Origin of the sequence: Spirosoma sp. SC4-14 (assembly GCF_037201965.1) — a bacterium.
In the GTDB taxonomy this organism is placed as follows: domain Bacteria; phylum Bacteroidota; class Bacteroidia; order Cytophagales; family Spirosomataceae; genus Spirosoma.
In genome coordinates this window covers 5,161,308-5,182,209 of record NZ_CP147518.1, presented here as the reverse complement: position 1 = coordinate 5,182,209, position 20,902 = coordinate 5,161,308, and the positions used below count along the sequence as shown (strand labels likewise).

General features: G+C 48.5%; 15 protein-coding genes. 9 read left to right on the top strand and 6 right to left on the bottom strand.

Going from position 1 to position 20,902, the window contains the following annotated elements; genetic code table 11:
• Positions 1 to 354: 354 nt before the first annotated feature.
• Entirely contained in the window at positions 355 to 2,931 is a 2,577-nt protein-coding gene (locus WBJ53_RS21125; RefSeq protein ID WP_338869818.1) for a glycosyl hydrolase, read from the top strand.
• A gap of 12 nt (positions 2,932 to 2,943) precedes the next feature.
• Here the strand turns inward: WBJ53_RS21125 and WBJ53_RS21120 are convergent, their stop codons facing one another.
• A complete protein-coding gene (locus WBJ53_RS21120; protein ID WP_338869816.1) occupies positions 2,944 to 4,038 on the bottom strand; it encodes a GntR family transcriptional regulator in 1,095 nt (364 codons plus the stop codon).
• A gap of 455 nt (positions 4,039 to 4,493) precedes the next feature.
• Between WBJ53_RS21120 and corA the strand changes: the two genes are divergently transcribed.
• A complete protein-coding gene (gene corA / locus WBJ53_RS21115; RefSeq protein WP_338869814.1) occupies positions 4,494 to 5,576 on the top strand; it encodes a magnesium/cobalt transporter CorA in 1,083 nt (360 codons plus the stop codon).
• A gap of 88 nt (positions 5,577 to 5,664) precedes the next feature.
• Positions 5,665 to 8,184 (top strand): bifunctional UDP-N-acetylmuramoyl-tripeptide:D-alanyl-D-alanine ligase/alanine racemase, encoded by a 2,520-nt coding sequence (locus WBJ53_RS21110; protein WP_338869812.1) that lies wholly within the window; start codon positions 5,665 to 5,667, stop codon positions 8,182 to 8,184.
• Between the two features lie 128 nt (positions 8,185 to 8,312).
• Here WBJ53_RS21110 and WBJ53_RS21105 read toward each other — a convergent pair whose 3' ends face one another.
• Positions 8,313 to 9,704 carry an MFS transporter gene (locus WBJ53_RS21105; RefSeq protein ID WP_338869810.1) on the bottom strand — a complete coding sequence of 464 codons (1,392 nt, stop codon included), beginning with the start codon at positions 9,702 to 9,704 and terminating at the stop codon, positions 8,313 to 8,315.
• A 135-nt stretch (positions 9,705 to 9,839) separates the two neighbouring features.
• On the opposite strand from WBJ53_RS21105, the gene WBJ53_RS21100 reads away from it, so the two are divergent.
• Entirely contained in the window at positions 9,840 to 10,331 is a 492-nt protein-coding gene (locus WBJ53_RS21100; protein WP_338869808.1) for an Lrp/AsnC family transcriptional regulator, read from the top strand.
• A gap of 91 nt (positions 10,332 to 10,422) precedes the next feature.
• On the opposite strand, the gene WBJ53_RS21095 is transcribed toward WBJ53_RS21100, so the two are convergent.
• The 4 genes from WBJ53_RS21095 to WBJ53_RS21080 form a co-directional block, all read right to left on the bottom strand.
• Complete coding sequence (locus tag WBJ53_RS21095; RefSeq protein ID WP_338869806.1) at positions 10,423 to 10,899, bottom strand: cupin domain-containing protein; 477 nt, start codon at positions 10,897 to 10,899, stop codon at positions 10,423 to 10,425.
• Between the two features lie 431 nt (positions 10,900 to 11,330).
• The gene (locus tag WBJ53_RS21090) at positions 11,331 to 11,675 is read right to left on the bottom strand and encodes a nuclear transport factor 2 family protein (protein WP_338869804.1); all 345 of its coding nucleotides are present in this window, start codon (positions 11,673 to 11,675) and stop codon (positions 11,331 to 11,333) included.
• A gap of 140 nt (positions 11,676 to 11,815) precedes the next feature.
• Entirely contained in the window at positions 11,816 to 12,496 is a 681-nt protein-coding gene (locus tag WBJ53_RS21085) for a hypothetical protein (protein WP_338869802.1), read from the bottom strand.
• A gap of 47 nt (positions 12,497 to 12,543) precedes the next feature.
• Entirely contained in the window at positions 12,544 to 13,737 is a 1,194-nt protein-coding gene (locus tag WBJ53_RS21080; RefSeq protein WP_338869800.1) for an SAM-dependent methyltransferase, read from the bottom strand.
• Between the two features lie 115 nt (positions 13,738 to 13,852).
• Between WBJ53_RS21080 and WBJ53_RS21075 the strand changes: the two genes are divergently transcribed.
• The 5 genes from WBJ53_RS21075 to WBJ53_RS21055 all read left to right on the top strand — a co-directional run bounded on the left by WBJ53_RS21075 (position 13,853) and on the right by WBJ53_RS21055 (position 20,900).
• A complete protein-coding gene (locus WBJ53_RS21075) occupies positions 13,853 to 15,475 on the top strand; it encodes a SulP family inorganic anion transporter (RefSeq protein WP_338869798.1) in 1,623 nt (540 codons plus the stop codon).
• Positions 15,476 to 15,874: 399 nt separating this feature from the next.
• Positions 15,875 to 17,746, top strand: coding sequence for a serine/threonine-protein kinase (locus tag WBJ53_RS21070; RefSeq protein ID WP_338869796.1), 1,872 nt, complete (start codon positions 15,875 to 15,877; stop codon positions 17,744 to 17,746).
• 90 nt (positions 17,747 to 17,836) lie between these two features.
• Positions 17,837 to 18,526: an FHA domain-containing protein gene (locus tag WBJ53_RS21065; protein ID WP_338869795.1), complete on the top strand. Its 690-nt coding sequence runs from the start codon at positions 17,837 to 17,839 to the stop codon at positions 18,524 to 18,526.
• 184 nt (positions 18,527 to 18,710) lie between these two features.
• Entirely contained in the window at positions 18,711 to 20,144 is a 1,434-nt protein-coding gene (locus tag WBJ53_RS21060) for a hypothetical protein (protein ID WP_338869793.1), read from the top strand.
• Between the two features lie 63 nt (positions 20,145 to 20,207).
• Entirely contained in the window at positions 20,208 to 20,900 is a 693-nt protein-coding gene (locus tag WBJ53_RS21055) for an FHA domain-containing protein (protein ID WP_338869791.1), read from the top strand.
• The last annotated feature ends 2 nt before the right edge of the window (positions 20,901 to 20,902 follow it).

Below are 20,902 nucleotides of genomic sequence, written 5' to 3'. Positions count from 1 at the left end.
TCTAAAATAACTATTTCATTTTATTGATAATGTATATAAAATAAAATTTAATATATGTATATATATTAGTGGCTTATATAGTGTATTAAAAAGCGAGAAATACATAATTTATATGATTGTCAGTTTGTTATAAATAGAATTTTTCTTAGATTGGCTAACGGAGCCGCCGGTTAATAAATGCTCGCTCGCTGGCTCTATACCACAGAGTGCAGGAAGGTTAAGTCAGTTTTACTTACTTGTTTGCACGAACGTTTGCTGGTTGGCCAGTTTTAAGTAGGCATAATGGACCGATCCGTTGCTTTGCAGCAGCAATCGGCTTTACCGTTAACTTGAGAATCGTATTTAATCAACAGTATGAAGAGGTTGGCTTTAAGTGTCCTGATCGGTCTGATGGGATTGGGTATAGTATCGGTTTGTGCCGCGCAGCCTGTGCCGGTTAATGCCGGTCGGCAGGCAAAACCCTGGACATACTGGTGGTGGATGGGCAATGCTGTAAACGAAAAAGATATTACTAATCTGCTGGAGCAGTTTTCGATGGCAGGCCTGGGTGGCGTACACATTATTCCGATTTATGGGGCAAAAGGAGCCGAGCAACAATTTATTCCGTTCCTGAGTGAGCGATGGCTGGCCGTATTTTCGCATACGGTCCGGGAAGGAAAACGACTAGGCCTGGGAGTCGATCTGACAACCGGCACGGGCTGGCCTTTTGGTGGGCCCGGCGTAACGCCCGAAATGGCTGCCAAACGCTGGAAAGTTGAAAACAGCAAGCTAGTTGCTGAACTAACAAAGCAGCAAGTGAAACGACCTGCACCCGGAGGACAAGGTCTGGTGATTGACTATTTTAGTAAAAATGCCATTGAACAATACCTCAAACGGTTCGATTCGACGCTTGTCCGTTTGTCCGATACGCAGCCTCGTGCAGTGTATAACGATTCCTATGAGGTTTTTGGGGCCAACTGGTCGACCGATTTTCTGACCGAATTCAAAAAGCGCCGGGGCTATGATCTGAATGGCCAGCTACATGCATTTCTGGACACAACGCAGTCGCCTGTGAGTATTCTGGTTCATCAGGATTATCACCAAACCTTAGCCGAACTGCTTCAGGATGGGTTTACGCAGTCGTGGGCGGGTTGGGCCCGTACGCATAGGTATCTGACGCGTAATCAGGCGCATGGTTCGCCGGGAAACCTGATTGATTTATATGCCGAGGTCGATATTCCCGAAACCGAATCCTTTGGGTCGAGCCGGTTTCCGATACCGGGTTTGCGCGTCGATCCAGATTATGAGATCGATCGATTTGGAACGCCCCATCCGCTGGCCATGAAATTTGCGTCGTCGGCGGCTAACCTGGCTGGCAAGCCGTTGGTTAGTTCAGAAACCGGAACCTGGCTGGCCAATCATTTTCAGGTCTCGCTGTCGCAGATAAAACCGCAGGTCGATGAGCTGTTTACGGCCGGAGTCAATCATATTTTTTACCACGGTATTCCGTATTCGCCACCGGCCGAACCCTGGCCGGGCTGGTTGTTTTATGCGTCGACCAACTATGGCCCTACGTCGCATTTCTGGCCGCATCTGCCATTGCTAAACCAGTATATTCAGCGTTGTCAGATCCGATTGCAGGCCAGCAAACCCGACAACAATGTTTTGCTCTATTTTCCCATTCACGATTTATGGGCCACCCCCGCAAAGTCGGCAGGAGGGATTCATCAGCTAGAAGTTCACCATGTCGAACGGTGGCTGTTGCCGCAACCAGTCGGGCAACTCGGTGAAGCGTTATTGCACCGGGGCTACTCGTTCGATTATGTTTCCGACGCATTGCTGAAAAGCCTGACCGTAACGAAACGGGGAATTCAAACTACGAGCGGGGCAACCTATCAGGTGCTGCTGATTCCGAAAACTACGTATATGCCCGAATCGTCGCTCCAGCAACTGGAGCGGCTGGCCCGGTTGGGTGCCCGAATTGTTTTTGATGGCGCACTTCCGCAACAGGCACCGGGATTTCACCAGCACGATACCCGCTCAAATGAGGTTATCCAACGGGGGAAACGGCTTCGTCAACAAAAAAACGTAACGGTTGCTCAGGATTTGTTTGGGTCGTTGAGTCAGTTAGGAACCCGCGTTGAGCCCTGGGCGGCAGAAGGACTATCGTTCATTCGGAAACGGAATGGCGATACAACTCAGTATTTTGTCGCTAACCTCAATAATCGCTTTCGCCAGAACTGGATCAGTCTGTCGGTATCGGGGCGGGTCAGCCGTTACGATCCGCTGACGAATCAGACGATTCAGGTGCCGGTTCGAACCGGAAAAACCGGGGGCAATGAAGTCTTGCTGACACTGCAACCAGGCCAGGCCTGTTTCCTTACTGTGCTACCGGGACAACCTGAGTTGATGGAGCAGCAGGTTGCCGACACAAGCAAGTCGGCGATGGTTGTTTTTGAGAAACCCTGGCAGGTGCAATTTTTGAGTGGGCGCCCGACTATTGCGTTATCGGCAGCCATGCCCAGGCTTGTGTCGTGGACATCCCTGTCCGACTCGGCAGGTTATTTCTGGGGAAAGGCTCGGTATACAACGACATTCGATGGGCCGTCTTCAGTAGCAAAGGTGCAGGACTATGTGCTGGATTTGGGCGATGTGCGCGAAGTTGCCGATGTACGCTTAAATGGTGAACCCCTTGGAACAGCCTGGTGCATTCCGTTTCAACTGACCATACCAGCGAAGCGGTTAAAACCAACGGGAAATTTATTGGAAATTGATGTATCTAATCTGTCGGCGAATTATATGCGGTTATTTGACCGTCAACATCCGGGCTGGAAAAAGTTTTACGATATCAACATGGTTGATATTCGCTACCAGCCATTTGATGCCAGTCGTTGGCAGGCACGAGAATCGGGTTTGTTAGGGCCGGTGGTGATCAGGCCTGCCAGTTTTTAGCGTCGACGTTGTTTAAAGCGATTCGCGTCGGATCATATAAAATGGATTTTTGACTTTAATTTGCTGACGATCCAGCAGGAGCGAAGCCGCCGTAATACCCATTGCTTCAAAATCGGTCGTAACGACCGTGATGTTCAGTAATTCCTTGAGAGTCGTTTCATTGAAGGAGATAATGCCAATTTCCCGGCCCAGTGTATAGGTCGACTGCCTGACTTTCTTGATCAGTTCCGACAGGTCGGTTTCTTCCACAACCAGATAGGCCGTAGCTGCTTCGAGCAGTTCGTTGGTAGCATGTTCTTTGATGGCGAACTCTTTATTGAAATTAATGCAAAAGGATCGGAAACCGTGTGCAATTTCGATCGGATAGTTACCGTCGCTGGGCAGAATGAGCACCATTCGGCGGTATTTGTTTAATAAATCCCGTGCGTTTTCCAGTGCTTCGCAAATGTCTTTGTCGAAGCTTTGGTGAACACATAAACGAGGAGTTGGCAGGCCCAGCACATCCTTATCCAGCAGCACAAGTTCGCTGGCCGGAATACGTTCGAGAACCTGCCGGTAGTCGGCTTTGTCGAGATCCTGCGTGAAATGCGGCATCACAACGTAGTAGTTGTATTTGCCCAGGGTTTTTTCGACAATCTCCTGAAAATGATAGGCGCTGTAGTGATGAATCTGCAAATCGACGGTTGCCTTATCGCCCAGCGCTTTCAGAAACGCATAGTAAACAATCTTTTTGTAGGAACTAAGCTTATTGAAAATCAGCAGAATTTTGAGTTTCGACGCCGTCTGCGTCTGTACATAATACCCTTTCCCCTGTACGGATGTGATATAGCCTTTCTCGCGCAGTTCCCGGTAGGCTTTTTCGACCGTATCGCGAGCCAGATAGTATTCAGTACTCAACTCACTGATAGACGGCAATTGCTCCTTGTTTTTCAGAACGCCCCGCTCAATATCGGTTATAACCGACTGCACAATCTGCTTATACTTGGGTGTTTTGTCTTTCGGATCGAACTGAAGCCGGTAAAGAGGAGTTGACGAGCTAGTGTAAACATCAGGAAATCCATAGCTATGACGCCGATGGTAGGTGTCAGAAGGATAGTTCGCCAGCATAACCGTTGATGTTTTGGGTAAATGGTTTGAGTTTAGGTGCTGCTAATAAACGCATTAAATTCTAGATAATACTGAATATAAAGCCGGAATTGTCCTATTTTTTTATGCAAACGTTACCGGCATCGTTTGCAGACCTACTGTCCTGATCGCTAATTTGCCTGCCGCAACCAATTTAGGACAGAATCCGGGGCGCATAGTATTGATTTTTGGGCCATTCGTTTTCGTTGAAAGGCATCCCAATAAAGTATTTTATTTGTTTCAGATTAAAATTGAACGATAAGGGCTTTATTGCTAACGAAGTATATATTTTGGGCTCTGGCCAATGTCGTTAAGCAATTGCCCAAATCTAGTATCTGGTACATTCTGACAGGTACTCGATTATGGTTGAAGGTTACCTTTTCATGATTTAGGCATTAGTGAAAACTACAAACCAGCAACGCATTTACTCACTGGCTATGTCGAAACACCGACGCTATCGTTCGGCCGAGAAAACATTTGGAACCTCGCCCGGTACGCTTACCTACGTAGGGGAGGAAATAGAACACGCTACCCAGATAAAATTCATCGAGTATAACGAGCGGGAATATCACGTGAACGATAAAGCCCGGTTGAGTACTTGCCAGTTGCCTGCTTCGGGTACTCCCTTTGTCAATTGGGTCGATGTCGATGGAATTCATGAGCCGAAAGTGGTATCGGCCATTGGGCAGCAATATCATCTGCATCCGTTGCTGCTCGAAGATGTCATGAACACCGAGCAGAAACCCAAGATTGAGTTATATGACGACACTATCGTGTATGTAACGCTCAAAATGCTGCATCATAGCCGCCAGCGGCAGGAAATTGATGTGGAGCACGTAAGTCTGGTGCTGGGGCAGCATTTTCTGATTTCGTTTCAGGAAGAGCGAACCAAAGACATTTTTGAGCCGGTTATTGAGCGCATCAAAGCATCGGCCGGAAAAACCCGGCGCAACGGAGCCGACTATCTGCTCTATGCGCTGATGGATGTGATTGTTGACCATTATTTTTTGATTACGGAACGAATTGGCGAAAAAATGGACGAGCTCGAAGAGCACATCGTTAATGAGCGGGCCAACCAGCAAACACTGGCATCACTGTATACTTTGAAGCGCGAACTAGCCTTTATCCGCCGAACGGTTTATCCACTTCGCGATGTGATTGGGGTGCTGCTTCGCGAAGAATCGGTTATTATTCAGCATAGTACATTGCCCTATCTGCGCGACCTGGCCGATCACGTGAACCAGATTGTGGAAACGCTCGATTCCTACCGCGAACTTATTTCGGGACTGATGGATGTGTATTATTCCATCGTCAGCAATCGCATGAACTCGGTCATGAAAACCCTCACCATTGTTTCGGCCATTTTTATCCCGCTAACGTTTATTGCCGGAATTTATGGAATGAACTTCGATAACATGCCTGAACTTCACACGAAAACCGGGTACTTTTGGGTCATGTTTACGATGCTTCTCATTGCCATTGGCGAGGTAATTTATTTTAAGCGTCGGGGCTGGATGTAGCGCTGGTTTGGCTGAGGCCAGAATGAGCAAAAAGCGATAACGTGTTCGGTGAGTGCTAGGGCCAGTTGGGCTGGTTTTTGAATCAATTATGACAACGGAGCAACTTCAATTAACTAATTTTCAGTGGATTACCGATTCGAGGCTGGTGGGCGACAACGCCACTGGTGCCCAAACGGGTAATTCGGTGTTTTTTGCGATTCAGGGCGAACATCACGATGGCCATGAATTTATTGGCGAGTTATATCGCAAAGGCATCCGGTATTTTGTGGTAGAACGGTCGGCACTAACGCCCGACCGTCGGGCCGAATTTCTGGATTATCCCGATGCGCATTTTGTGGAGGTCGAAAGCAGTTTACAAACCATACAACTGTTGGCGGCCGATCATCGCAGGCAGTTTCGCATACCTGTTGTTGGCATTACGGGCAGCAATGGTAAAACCATTGTGAAAGAATGGCTGGCGCAATTACTGACCGACGATTTTGTGATTGCCAAAAGCCCCAAAAGTTATAACTCCCAGTTAGGAGTACCGTTGTCGGTTCATGAACTTAATGAGAGCCATACACTGGGAATCTTCGAGGCAGGCATCTCCCGTTTGCATGAGATGCAGGCATTGGAAACCATCGTTCGCCCTACCATTGGTATTTTTACCACCATCGGTACGGCTCATGATGAGGGCTTTCGGACCCGAAAACAAAAGATTGCCGAAAAATTACGGCTTTTTATTCATGCCGACACACTCGTGTACTGCAGCGACCACACCGAAATTGATGAAGAAGTTAACCTGTTGCTCAAAGCGGTCAATACCGATATGCGGTTTGTGAACTGGTCGCTAACCGGGCGCAAAGCAGTTTATCAGGCCGAACTACAGCAGGATCAGCTTACGTTGACAGGACCAGCCGGTACGCTCACAGTGCAGTTGCCATTCGCCGATCCGGCTTCGGTCGAAGATCTTATTCATTGTATTGTTACCATGCTGACGCTTCGGGCTTATGACGCCGAAACGCTACAGACACGCTTGAACCGGTTGCGACCTGTTTCGATGCGGCTGGAACTGAAGGAAGGTATCAACAACTCGGTGCTGATTGATGATTCGTATAACAACGATGTAGCGGGTTTACAACTGGCACTCAGTTTTTTAAGCCAGCAAAGCACCCGCGATCATCGAATGGTCATTCTGTCGGATGTGTTGCAGTCGGGTCAGCCGGAAGGTGAACTCTATGAGCAGGTTGCCGGTATGATGCGCGCCAATAGTATCGACCAGTTTATTGGGATTGGCCCTGTCATCAGCCGGAATAGGCATTTTTTTGCCGATACTAGTTTGTTTTTCGAGACTACAGATGAGTTTTTAACGACATTCTCAGCCAGTCGTGTGCATAGTAGCGATATACTGGTAAAAGGTGCCCGTCCTTTTTCGTTTGAGCGAATCGTAAACCGGCTGCAACGAAAAGTGCATGGTACTGTTCTTGAAATCAATCTTGATGCGCTGACGCATAATTTGAACTATTACCGGGAAAAAGTTGGGTCTGAAATCAAACTGATGGTCATGGTGAAAGCCTTTGCCTACGGTAGTGGGAGTGCCGAGGTAGCTCAGTTGCTGCAATTTCACCGGGTCGATTATCTGGCTGTGGCCTATGCCGATGAGGGCGTTTCGCTTCGGCAGCAGGGTATCGATTTGCCCATTATGGTCATGAACCCGTCTCCCGAAACGTTTCCTACTCTGCTCGACTATCAGCTTGAGCCCGAAATCTATAGTATGAGGCTTCTGCGCGAGTGGGGGCACTTTGTGGCGGGGATTAATGCGGGGATGGCGGGGAACGGGGATGGCCGGGTTTTGTCCATTGCTCTCCCTGCCATCCCCGCTACGAAGTGCCACCTCAAAATCGATACGGGTATGCATCGGCTGGGTTTTCTGGAACATGAGATTCCTGCTGTTGTAGACTATCTGAGAAGCCAGCCTGAGCTTCAGGTAGCAACGGTATTTACCCATTTGGTGGGAGCCGATGAAGCTCAGTTCAATGCGTTTTCGAAACAGCAATATGAAACCTTTCTGCGGGCAACGGCAACACTGGAGGCTGGCCTGGGCTACCAGCCTTTGCGCCATGTGCTGAACTCGGCGGGTATTGTTCGCTTTCCTGAATTTCGACTCGATATGGTGCGTTTAGGGATTGGTCTTTATGGAGTTGAGTCGAGCCAGATTGATAAAAATGCCGTTCGGCCCGTGGGTACGCTCCATACGGTTATCAGCCAGATCAAAACCGTTCCGGCAGGAGAATCAATTGGGTACAGCCGTCGGGGGGTGCTCAACCATGAAGCCCGCATAGCAACATTGGCCATTGGTTATGCCGATGGATACGACCGTCGGCTCGGAAATGGGGTTGGCCATGTATGGGTAAACGGAACCCGTTGCCCAACAGTGGGGAATATTTGCATGGATATGACCATGATCGATGTGACACAGGCAACGGCCGCCGAAGGGGATGATGTCATTATTTTCGGTAATGACATCCCAATTACTGAACTGGCGCAGCAGATCGGTAGTATTCCGTATGAGATTTTGACCGGGGTTAGCGAGCGCGTAAAGCGGGTGTTTTTTAAGGAAGGGAACTAATAGCCAAGCTAAGAGCTGGTTGCGTTAGCAATTTTGATGGCGGGTGCAATAGGGCAGATTTGATTCATTTTATCCGTGAAAATCTGTCCAATCCGTACTATCCGTGTTCCAAAAAATGCTTCCCGGGCCTACTGCTGCTCCGTTTGTAACACGGGCGATCGCCGAACTTTTCCAGCGCGAATAGCATATATGATCAGAATCAGCACACCTACACCGGCATAAATTGCCAGCACTGAAAGCGGTTTTGTGCCAACAATTAAATCAGTGCTGGCATCATTGCCAAGAAACAGTGACAAACCCGATAAGCCTAATCCGCCCCCAAAAAAATAAGCGGTTGTGGCTACACCCGATGCCAGCCCGTGATACGCTTCGTCGATCTGTTGCATGGAGAGCACCGTCAGACCCGAGTAGGCTAAAGCAATGCCTATTCCGTTAGCGCAGGCCATCGATAGCAGCAAGGGGAGCTGATTGCCGGGGACTGACTGGATATGATAAAGCAGAAGCAGTGCACTGATCGTTAGCGAGGCCATACCCATCAGGGCTATCTGCACAATAGTAAAACGTTTCAACAGAATTGGTAAGAGTACTTTGCCCGTAATGGCCGATAAAATGCTAAACGGGAACAATAGTATACCGGCCTGCATGGCACTTTTGTGTTGATCACTTTGGAGTAGCAATGAAATCAGGAACAGATAGCCGGTGAAGGACGCCCCCAGACAAACAAAGACACCAACAGAAGGCAACGACGGTTTCAGGATGGTAAAATTGACAAGAGGCTCAGCCTGTCGGGCATTTCGTTTTACGAACAATACGATTCCGCCTGCTATCAAAAGAGCCAACAGGGTTAATTCTATGAATTTTGTGTGCCATTGCCCTAACTCATGAACCAGATAGGAGAGTGCCGTGATGGTTATTGAAAGAAGCAGCCCCAGGCTAATGTCGGGTATCGATTCGTGCTGTGGTTCATCAGCCGGAATGTAGCGGTATCCAAGCAACAGCGTTAGTAAAATAACGGGGACATTCATGAAAAATACCCACTGCCAGCCATATTCACTGGCAACCAGCCCGCCTACCGATAGCCCGCTTCCGGAGCCAATGGCCGCAAAAGCACTGACAATGCCAATGGCTCGGCTACGGCTGGCCGTGTCGGTGAAGGTATTCGTGACAATCGAAATGGCCGAAGGCATCAATAAAGCCGCTGCCACTCCCTGTAGACTCCGAAAGCCTACCAGCCAGCCAAACGAACCGGCCAGGCCAGCGCCGAACGATGTCAGCAGAAACAGAGAAGAGGCTATTAAGAAAGTGCGTTTACGACCAAACGTATCGGCGAGCCGTCCACCCAAAATCAGAAGGCCACCATATAAGAGCACATACAGCGTCTGAAGCCATTGAACCTGATTGGTTGTCAACTCAAACGTATGCTGAATCATGGGCATCGTTAGGTTAACAATGGCAATGTCGAGGGCTTCAAAAAACACGCTAATAGAGGCAATTATCAGAATAAGTCGTTTGCGAAACACGTGCGATGATTGATGTTTGTCACTACAAAGGACTTATTTATAGGATAAAGATGAAAGTAATACGGATTTTTTGGAACAAAAATTAGTAAAATGTGCCTTCTAGAAGAACAGATAACCAGTAAGCCCTAGTTGCCTATGCTCCCCAAAGAACAATTGTCTGGCCAATCTATTGAACTTGATGAGAAAGATTATGCTATTCTGCGCGAACTACAAAAAAATGCCAAACTCACGGTTCGCGAAATTGCGCAACGGGTTCATTTGAGTCCTACACCAACGCATGAGCGAATCAAACGGCTGGAGCAATCGGGTGTTATTAAACAGTATGCCACTTTACTCGACAATCGGAAACTGAACCGTAGTCTGATGGTACTCTGTCTGGTATCGCTAAAAGAGCATGACAAACAAACGGCACATGAGTTTATTAGCGGTATAGTGAGGTTTAAGGAGGTCGTTGAGTGTTTCAACATTGCGGGCGAGTATGATTTCATGCTCAAAATCGTGACCGAAAATATGGAAACCTACCACGATTTTTTCATCAACTACCTGGGCGACGTAAAGGGGATAGGCAAAGCCCAGAGTGTGTTTGTGATGGATGTAATTAAGGACACACACGAGCTGCTTTACTGACTTGCTGGCATACTCGAAAATACTATGATGAAAAGCCCCAACGATACGGTGTAAAACCGACAGGCTGGGGCTTTCCGGGTCAATGGCCTGGTTATGCAAAACGAACGCCGAACCGCTCGGTCATTCGGGCTACTAACCGATCTAGTACGTCGGTGGGTGGTGGGCCCTGCGGTGCCTGAATCGTTATGGGTTCCTGATCGATCGATACGCTGAATTCCCGGAAGAAATTAACGAAGTCGCCCGGTGTAATCAGCGTAAGCATCCGCGCCTGTTCGGACTGAATACGGAACTGGTGTGCAACGGTGCGGGGCGCAAATACGGCCTGTCCAACTTTGCCTAAAACGATGGCATTGCCAATTTCGAATTCGACCGACCCTTCCAGTAGGTAAAACGTTTCGTCTTCGTGCCCATGTACATGACGAGGAGGTTCACTGCCTTTTGGCAGAGTGAAGTCGACCAGTGCAAAATTGCCATCGGTTTGTTCTGGCGAAACCAATACCCGAAAAAAGCCTCCCTGATAGGCCCGTAGTTCCTGTGCTGCGATTACTGTTGATTGTTCAGCTAGCATTTGTTTTGGTATAAAAAGGTTGTTTGAATAACAGCGCCGTTGCCTGACTGCAACGCGCTTATCGGGAGTAAAAGTGGAGGATGGGCTGTTGGTAAAAAATGGCAATTCGGATCGACAGTTGGTTCCGATAGCTGAATTGCCATTTTTATCGGCTGAGTTGTGTCCTTATTCGTGGCCCCACCAAAGCTGTTGCCGTTTGGTGAGATGCCGATATTTCGGCAGGCGACTGGGCCTGATAAAGAGATTTTTAAATAAACGTTTCATCGATTTGTTGTTTAAAGATTCCAGATAGAAAAACCAGACCCGGCCTATCGAAACTGGATCTGGTTTGACGCTACAAAGGAACCTGGATAAACGCCCGAAACCGATGCAAATCGGGCAGAGCAACGTAAGAAGCGGGTGAAATGATAATTAGTGTACTTAAACAGGAATCAGGAGGCCTGTAAAACCGGACGAGGATCGAACACGACCTTGAACCAGGCAATTTTACCCTGCTCAACATGATACCAACCGCAGGTGAGCACAGCTACGTTACCCATCGTTATGTCGTACCATAGGCAAACGTCCTGACCGTCGACAAACGTTTTGTGGACTTTATACTTCAGCTTCATTCGCTTCATATCCAGAAAGTAGGCTTCGGCCCCCGAGCGACTACCCAGAACGCCCTCAAAGCTAAGATCATCGCTTACGTACTGGCGGGCTGCATCAAAATTTTCGTCATTTAGAGCGCCCACAAACGCTAAAACAACTGCCTGAGCATCTGATATACTAGTCATAATTGGCCTCTGTTGATTTGACTACAAAGATCGAGACCAATGGTGACAGCCCTATGTCAGTAAGGGTTTATAAAAACAGCAGTGCCACGGTTATTTCAAAACCGTGGCACTGCTGATAGGGTTCTACTTTCTGAAGACGCTTACTGCTTTTTTGCTTTTACGGCTTCAACGTTTTTCTTCTGATTTTCCAGTTCGGTAAGGGCGTTTTCCTGATCTACTTTATTGGCCTCGATATCTTTCTGGATTTGTTCCAGTTCTTTGGCATTATCGTCGATTCGTTTCAGGAGCCGCTCTTTTTCTTTAGCGTTCTGCTCAATGGCGCGCTGAAGCTGCTCACCTTTTTTTACCATTTTCTGATGAGACTTCTGTGCATCGTCAAAAGTGCCCTCAGCTAGTCGAACTTCCTGATTATATAAACTCTTGCTGGCAAAATCTTTCAGCAGACTTTCGGCTGCCGAATAGCCGGTTCCGCCTGTTGTTACAAAATTGCCGCTTCCCAGATCGAATGAAGCAAAAATGGTAGCCGATGTTTTGCTCGATTTAACCGTGCTGATGAGGTTGATCGGCTCCGACGAAATAGCAGGAATGTCGGCGTTGGTTACGCGGTAGGTGCCACGCGATGCATTCAAACGACCGTATGTTTTGAGTTGATCTTCCCAGTCTTTCTCAATTTGTTTGCCGTCGCCCTGTATGGTCAGATATAAGCCCGAAAGCTTGGCTTTATCGATAGTACTTTCGCCAGCATATACGGTTTGTGCCTGAGCGGTATTGACCATAAAAATCGAGAAGATTACCAGCGCGAAACGTATTACAGTTTTCATAAAATTGTACGGTTTGACAGGCAGTGATGCCCAAAGTAAAAGGAATGTTAGTGAATGGTTTTTTGGGTAATAATTAATCGTTTGTCGCCGTTTTGCAGCGTCGTTGCCAGAATATAAACATCGCCCCCTTCCTGTAGCGCTAGTTTCTTCCTCAAATCGGCTACCGATTGCGGAAAGTTCCTCACCGTAAGGTTCGCTTTTCTGGCCGGAAGCAGCAATTGGAGGCTTTTTCGGTCGGGCTTGCAAATGTGTTCTACGGTAAAAGTTCGCCCCGGAAAACCCGTAACCAGCCTATTGCTTGTATACAGGTGGCTGTTGGGGGCCAGTTTCGACAAACCAAAACGAGTGGCTATGAGCCGGAATGCTCCGGCTTTCAGGACGGCCGCATTGGGCTCATATAGATAGCGCTGCGGATCGCTGAGCGAAACGGTGGCCATACGCTCTTCGCGTCGGAGAAATTGAAAAAACTCAGGTTCAGTAGCCGTCAGATTGACCGCTTTAATCAACACCTCATCCGCTTGTAATGCCTGTTTCTCCATCGCTAGCAGCACTTCTTTTACTTCGCCCTGTACCGCAACGATGTGAACAGTTTGCACCGTTGTTAACTGTCGGACGGTAGAATCTATATCAAGTAACGGAGAAGCTTTTACTAAAATTCGTTGAGCTTTCTGTTGTAAAACCGAAAGAGTGCCCGCCTGCGTCACATCGGGTTCACACTCTTCCAGCCGGACAACCTTCCCCCCCTGTTCATTACGGCGATGCGGGTCCAGATATACCCAATCGGCCGTGTTGGGGTAATTGGCCAGTATGTCGAGCCCATTGCCGGTATACACAGCTACGTTTGTAGCACCAAGCAGGGGGAGGTTGTGTGTAGCCAACTCTGCTAGTTCGGGTTGTTGCTCTGTGTAAATGACATGATCGACCCGTTGCGAAAAGGCCCAGGTATCTACTCCCATACCACCCGTAAGATCGAAGAGTAGCTTTCCTGCTACCAGCGAGGCCTTATACCGGGCTGTTTGTTCCGACGAGGCCTGTTCGACCGATAAACTTGTTGGAAACAGAAGGGTATCGTTTGCATACCAGGTGGGTAGCTTATCCCGCACTTTCTGACGAGCGGCAATCTGGGCAACCAGCTTTCGAACGTCCAGGTTTTTAGGATGGGCTCGGAGAAGCAACTGCCGAACATCATCAGCAAGATGATTCTGTATAAACTGAATTTCGGTAGACGAAAGAGAATCCAATGAGTTAAGTCTTAATCGTTTTTTAATTTATTTTTAATTAGTTTTTAATTTTACGCAATGTCGTGCTAATTTGTGGCATTCAGTTTTTGCAAAACCTACAGAAAAGCTTTTGTTCATGCAACGGGTTAGTCTATTTCGTACGCTCTCACAATATAACCTGAACCTGTTTCGTCAGGATTTGCCGGCGGGTTTATCGGTGTTTCTGGTAGCGCTTCCGCTTTGCCTGGGCATTGCGCTGGCATCGGGAGCCCCGCTTTTTTCGGGCCTGGTGGCTGGCGTCATTGGTGGTATTGTTATTGGTATGCTGTCTGGGTCAGAAGTGAGTGTTAGCGGTCCGGCAGCAGGTTTGGCCGTAATAGTGGCCGATGCTATTGCAAAAATAGGTTCCTACGAAGCATTTATCGTGGCCGTAATGCTGGCCGGTGCCATACAGTTAATACTGGGCCTGTTAAAAGCTGGTCGGTTCAGCAGCTTTTTCCCCGATAGTGTTATTAAAGGGATGCTGGTTGCTATCGGTATTGTTATTATACTGAAGCAGATTCCGCACGCACTAGGTCGCGATAACGACTACGAAGGCGAATTTGAGTTCGAACAACTGGCCGATGGTGAAAATACCCTTTCTGAAATTTATCGCGCCATCGAAACCGCCAGCCCCGGTGCTGTTGTGATAAGCCTGGTGTCTCTGGTTTTTCTCATTGGCTGGGATCGGCTGGTGAGCCATAGCACTAAGGCATTTTTTAAAAGTTTTCCGGCGGCTCTGGTCGTTGTATTTATTGGCATTGCCTTGAATGAGTTTTTTCGAGTATCCATGCCTGACTGGTATTTAGGAAATACGGCCCACCAGCACATGGTACAGATTCCGACAATTGCTCCCGGAAAAAGCCTGTTTTCGATTTTCGATTTTCCGGATTTCAATGCCCTCTCAAACCCACAGGTGTATGGCATTGCGCTCACAATTGCACTGGTTGCCAGCCTCGAAACGCTGCTGAACCTGGAAGCGTCCGACCGGCTCGATTCGGCCCGACGCGTATCATCTACCAATCAGGAACTGATTGCGCAGGGGGTGGGCAATATGCTGTCGGGAATGATTGGTGGATTGCCTGTTACATCGGTCGTTGTTCGCACATCGGCTAATGTGTATGGAGGAGCCAAAACGCGAATGTCGGCCGTATTTCATGGGTTGCTGCTGGCAGGGGCTGTATTTCTGGGTGGCCCTTTGCTGAATCTTATCCCGTTGTCGTGTCTGGCAGCGGTGCTGATTATGGTAGGCTACAAGTTGTCGAAGCCAGCCATCTTTATAAAAATTTACCACGATGGCTGGAATCAGTTTGTGCCATTTATTGTGACGGTTTTGGGGATTGTTTTTACCGATTTGCTGGTTGGTATTGCGCTGGGTACGGTGGTGGGTATTCTGTTTGTGTTGTACACGAATTTTCAATCGACATTTAGAGTAGCCCGCAATGGGCACAAAGTACTGATTGAATTTGAGAAGGACCTTTATTTTCTGAGTAAGCCACAACTTAAGGAAGCTCTTGGGGCGCTTCAGCCGGGCGACGAAGTAGTTATTGATGGAACAAAAGCCCCTTTTATCGATCATGATATTTTTAATATGCTACACGACTATCGCGAAACCGCTGCGGTGCAGGGCATCGGCTACGAACTGCGCAATGTGGTGCTGAACCGGCGTCGACGCGGACAGAAGCACAGTCATATCCGACGAGTTAACGTGGCGGGTTAGACGAAACCCAGACATACCATCCAGCTAGTTTCTGGTTGTGAAAAGCCCCTATGGCACCGGCTGAACCCGGCTCCGTAGGGGCTTTTGGCGTATAACACGTCGGCCTGAATGATCAGATAATGGGAGGAATACACTCGGTTGGCCAGTATAAAATAAGCGATAAATCAAGTTCAATCGCTCGATTTATAGTTAGCCCTAACTATTTATTCTAATGCCGGAGCCTACTAGTTTTAATAGCTGAATGTAAGTGCTATTGGGCTGATAACCAGATCGGCAGATGTATTTTTTTGCTGTAGTGTTCAACAGCCGCTGACATCTGTGCCATCGGTCGGATTAACTCATTGAAAACGCAATTGCTCTGCTCTGCGCAGTCGTTATAATCTTCTTCTTTAGTGTACTATGAAAACGCAACTTCTTACCTACACATTAAGTCAGAAACTAGGCGAAGGTGGTATGGCAACCGTATGGTATGCCGAAAATCTACTCGGAAAACGGTTTGCGATTAAAGTGCTAAAACCGGGCATGGAAGTCAAAGAGAAACTGGCCGAACGATTCCGGCTCGAAGCCAGAACCATGGTCGGACTAGACCATCCGCATATTCGTCAGGTAATCGATTACCACGAAGACGACGACACGATGGCTATTATCATGGAATATCTGGAAGGTGAAGACCTCGGCCGCTATCTGATCGAACATGGTCCCCTGTCAGAAGCGCAGGCAACCCGATGGTTTGCCGATATACTCGATGCGATGACGTATGTACATCAGAAGAACCTTATCCATCGCGACATAAAACCATCCAACCTGTTTCTGACTCGTAGCGGACAGATTAAAGTGATGGATTTCGGGATTGCCAAGATTATGGATAACAACCTGGAACTGACCGAAACCAATACCAATATCGGGTCTCCGCAATACATGAGTCCGGAACAGATCACAAGCCCTAAAAACGTTGATTATCGGACCGACATTTACTCCCTTGGTGTTACGCTATATGCCCTTCTGACCGGCAAAAGACCCTACGACGATTCGTTTGGTTCGTCGTATAAAGTTCAAACCGAAATTGTGCAAAAAGCGCTGCCATTGATTCCGGGTGTATCGGATCGGGTCAATGCGGCTATTCAGAAGGCAACCCGAAAAGACCCTGCCGAGCGGTTCCAGAGCTGCGAAGCCTTTAAAGAAGCTCTTACCGGAGTAATACCTCTTGTTGTTGAAATTGACGACGAAAAAACCCAGATCAAAAATAATACGGACCTCGAAAAGAATGGCCACAACAGAAATAACCAGGGTACTAATGGCCATAAGGAGTCGGCCATAGATGATACAAAAGAAAGCGATACACGTGGAAAAAGAGCAAACAAACAGACCGATAAAAAGCAGGTACAGAAGAGTCCACTTCGAAATGTGCTGCTGGCAGTTGGCCTATTGGTGCTCTTGGCGGCTATGCTGGGTGGAGGCTGGTTCTTCTATGTAAAAAGCCAGATACAGAAAGGGGTTGAACTGGCCGATAAAGGCGACTATACGGCGGCCTTTAGTATCCTGTATGAATACCGGGATTCGCCACTGATGACGCCCGAAGCTATTAATCACCTTGGCTATATGTACGGCACTGGCACGGGGACGCAGAAAGATTATACGGAAGCGCTCCGTTGGTATTGGAAAGCTGCCGATCGGGGCTATCTGCTTAGCTTAAACAATATTGGCGCCCTCTATCATTATGGACTGGGTGTTGAGCAGGATTATCAGAAAGCCAGAGCGTGTTACGAAAAAGCTGCTGCGGGTGGCATTGCAAAAGCCAAATACAACCTTGGCGAACTGTATGCCAACGGCAATGGCGTGAACAAGAACATTTATGAAGCCGTCCGCTGGTATCGGGAAGCGGCCGAAGATGGTGATGCCAATGCCCAGTTCCGATTAGGGCAGGCGTATCACTACGGAACAGGAGTTACCCTGGATTATTCGCAGGCCGAATACTGGTACCGGAAAGCCGCTGGTCAACGCCACTCCGATGCCCAGAATTCGCTGGGGGCGCTCTATTATGGGGGGTATATTGGTGGAAACGGCGTCGATTATGCAACGGCCCGATACTGGTATGAACAAGCTGCCGAGCAAAACAATGTGTATTCGCTCTACAACCTCGGCTATTTATATGACTATGGTCAGGGAGTAATCAAAGATTGGTCGAAGGCCGTATCTTATTACAAACGAGCTGCCCGGCTCGGCTACACCAACGCGCAAAATCGGCTGAATCAATATTCTATTCGGTGGTAGTTTCTGGATCTGTCTTCGACCGAAGGCGGGTCTTGTGTGCACATCAGAATGCCCTTAATGGGTTCTTTACTCTTAACCTTATCAAGCGATATGACTCCTGATGTTTCGGAACGGGCTGCTTTGCGGGTTATCCGTATCGGAAAAAACAAGGATAACGACCTCATTCTCGAAAAACCGGGAATTAGCCGTTATCATGCCAGACTAACCCTTTTCACCGACTTTCTGGGCTTGCTCGAAGATCTTAATTCGACATATGGTACTGAAGTAGACGGTCGGCGGATTATGCAGAAAATGATTACACCCAGCAGCTCAGTGGTGCTGGGTACACTTGTTCCGCTAGATGTGAAAGGCATTTTCGAAAAGGTTAAGCTTCCGCCTTCACCTGCTACTGGGCCGGGGCAATCGGCTAACCGGCAGGCGGGTAGTTTGGGTAATGCCGGGGGCAAATTGCCTGGATTCGCGCAGGAGTTTAAACGGCTGAGCTGGCACTATGAACAATATACGGCCGCCAAACAGGAAATTCTGACGGGCGACCCCAAGAAAAAAGCCTGGATTCGGGTAGCCGTATCGTGGGTGCCGGGCGGCTTTGCGCTGGCCTCGCTGGTTGATGCCTATCTGTTCAATACGGCCGAACGGGTTCAGGTGCTGGACGAAGCGTTTCGGCGCGATTATATCTGTCCCAATCCAAACTGTCAGCAGTTTCTGGGGTATGTCCCGTTTGCCGACCTGATACATCAGAAACAATGCCGCTATTGCAAATGCCAGTGGGTTGAAAACTGATGGCCGATTTGCTGTCTCTGCCAATAGCCAATCTGATTGCAGGCAATCGTGACCTGTCGCAATCCGGGAGCCCTGAAAAAAAGAAAAAATATTTTTTCACCAGGCACTGACATTCAACTACTGGCCCGGATAAAGAAATAGAAACCGATTCAAGCTAGTGTTTAACATACTAAACAATACGACAATGAACCCGACTTCCGAATCGTTTGACCAACCTACTCAAGTGGGAAAAACAGGCGGTAAAGCACTGACTGCTCAACAAAAAAAACGCATTTATGCTGGCTTGGGCGGAGTTGCTGCCTTAGCCGGAGGCAGTGCCCTGACCTGGGGAATGCAGCAGGACGGCAAAGCCAACGAAAACCATCCTAAAACAGAAACAAAACCCGCTTCTGAGTCACACAAACCGGTATCTGAAACGCCCGCCGATAGTACCCACGTGACCACAAACGCACATCCTAATGTAGCGCAGAACAATAACTCAACAACAACTGCTGAACCTACTCCGTCAACATCAACTACGCACGAACCCATGATTGCCACACACGTTACCGACCAGATGTCGTTTGAAGACGCGTTTAAAACCGCTCGCCAGGAAGTTGGCCCCGGTGGGTATTTCGAATGGAATGGCCATTTCTACAACACCTATTACAAAGAAGAGTGGGATGCTATGACAACCCAGCAGCGGGAAGAGTATGCTGCCACTGTTTACGGCAACGAGGTGCCCGACCATAGCTCATTGCACTCTATCAATACCAGCTCCACAACCAGCGCGCCCGACATCAAGGTGGGCGAATACAATGGCCATGTTATCGGAATGGGCGACATCGACCATGATGGCGATTCGGAGGTGATTGTTATTGATGGTACGGTTGCCGCTGTCGATAAAGATAACGATGGGATCATGGAAACCCGTGTCGAACTCGATCCGAACACCCATCAGATTGTATCACAAGCTCCACTGGCGACACCTTTCGAAGCGCCTAATATGAATGCATTGGGAACATCGCCCTCAACGCCCTCAACGTTTACGGCGAATTCAGACCAGCAGGCAGACGTGCATACGGTTGAGTATCAGGGGCACGTGGTTACGCTGGCCGATGGCGATCACGACGGCGATGCCGAAGTGCTTATTATTGATGGCACGGTTGGGGTAGTCGATACCGATAACGATGGAATCATGGAGACTCAGTTTGAGATCGATCCGAATACGCATCAGGTGATAGGCCAGAGCCCCATGAAAGAAGCGTATAGCGCACCGGCCATGACGGCTTTTGACGGTAAGCCGAATACGCCTGTTGCTACCGACACAACGAATGACGTAGACGTAGTAAGAACAACGGTCGATGGTCATGCGGTTACGATGGGTGACTCTAACCACGATGGCTACGCCGATGTGGTAATTCTTGATACGGGAGTTGGTGCTATGGATGTAGATGGCGATCATCAGTTCGAAACAGCCGTTAAAGTTGACATGAACACGGGCGAAGTGTTAGCTACGGCTCCACTCGACCATACCTACGAGGCTCCGGTTATGGATGGGACAACTTCGTCGGAAAGCCATACGGATCTGGCGCACGACTACGACAACAACGCCGATGTCAGCGACTGGGTTGCCTGAGTGAGGTCAGCTCTAAGGAATACTCTATAGGTAGTTGATTCTTTCTCTTTTAGTTATATCGTCATGAACGTTCAGGAACTCACCCTCACTTGCGGAAATCCAACCTGCCGGGCCCGGCTTACCGTTCGGGTAAAAGTGCCTACTCAGGCCAGGGAGGTAAAATGCCCCAAATGTGGTTACCTCAACCCCCTGCCACTTCAGTTGTTAACGCCCGAATTGCCCGTCAATAATGAAGACGAAACCTTGATTCGGGATAACGATGAGGAGAAAACGTGGGTGCAGAACCAGGCAGGTGCTAAACCCGCCCTGCCTGAGATTCTGGGTTGGCTGATCGTTCATGACGAAAAAACAGCCTCGCAGACATTTAATCTCAAAAAAGGGCTAAACACCCTTGGGCGACTTTCTCAAAAAGCTCCGTCTGATCTAATGATTCAAACTGACGATCGGTATATGAGCCGACCCCATTGTACCATCGAAGTAAAAATCAACAAACTGGGGCAGGTTGATTATGTTCTTCAGGATGGCGCGCTCCAGCCCGATGGTAGCCGAAAAAATAGCCGAAACGGAACGTATCTGAACGGCCAGGAACCTGCGCTTCATCCGTCAGAACAGATCTATCTGAACGATGGCGACACCATTCAGATCGGCGAGACCAAAATGGTTCTAAAAACTTTTCAGATGTCGGAATCGCTGCAAAAGGCTTACCGTCAGGTAGAAGGCAGCGACTTTACCCGTACTATTCTATCGTTTACCTAAAA

Excerpts from the sequence above, each read along its gene's own strand:
- WBJ53_RS21120 (WP_338869816.1), bottom strand. The coding sequence starts at position 4,038 with ATGCTGGCGAACTATCCTTCTGACACCTACCATCGGCGTCATAGCTAT.
- WBJ53_RS21060 (WP_338869793.1), top strand. The coding sequence starts at position 18,711 with ATGAACCCGACTTCCGAATCGTTTGACCAACCTACTCAAGTGGGAAAA.
- WBJ53_RS21070 (WP_338869796.1), top strand. The coding sequence starts at position 15,875 with ATGAAAACGCAACTTCTTACCTACACATTAAGTCAGAAACTAGGCGAA.
- WBJ53_RS21125 (WP_338869818.1), top strand. The coding sequence starts at position 355 with ATGAAGAGGTTGGCTTTAAGTGTCCTGATCGGTCTGATGGGATTGGGT.
- WBJ53_RS21065 (WP_338869795.1), top strand. The coding sequence starts at position 17,837 with ATGACTCCTGATGTTTCGGAACGGGCTGCTTTGCGGGTTATCCGTATC.
- WBJ53_RS21075 (WP_338869798.1), top strand. The coding sequence starts at position 13,853 with ATGCAACGGGTTAGTCTATTTCGTACGCTCTCACAATATAACCTGAAC.
- WBJ53_RS21100 (WP_338869808.1), top strand. The coding sequence starts at position 9,840 with ATGCTCCCCAAAGAACAATTGTCTGGCCAATCTATTGAACTTGATGAG.
- corA (WP_338869814.1), top strand. The coding sequence starts at position 4,494 with ATGTCGAAACACCGACGCTATCGTTCGGCCGAGAAAACATTTGGAACC.
- WBJ53_RS21110 (WP_338869812.1), top strand. The coding sequence starts at position 5,665 with ATGACAACGGAGCAACTTCAATTAACTAATTTTCAGTGGATTACCGAT.
- WBJ53_RS21085 (WP_338869802.1), bottom strand. The coding sequence starts at position 12,496 with ATGAAAACTGTAATACGTTTCGCGCTGGTAATCTTCTCGATTTTTATG.
- WBJ53_RS21055 (WP_338869791.1), top strand. The coding sequence starts at position 20,208 with ATGAACGTTCAGGAACTCACCCTCACTTGCGGAAATCCAACCTGCCGG.
- WBJ53_RS21095 (WP_338869806.1), bottom strand. The coding sequence starts at position 10,899 with ATGCTAGCTGAACAATCAACAGTAATCGCAGCACAGGAACTACGGGCC.
- WBJ53_RS21090 (WP_338869804.1), bottom strand. The coding sequence starts at position 11,675 with ATGACTAGTATATCAGATGCTCAGGCAGTTGTTTTAGCGTTTGTGGGC.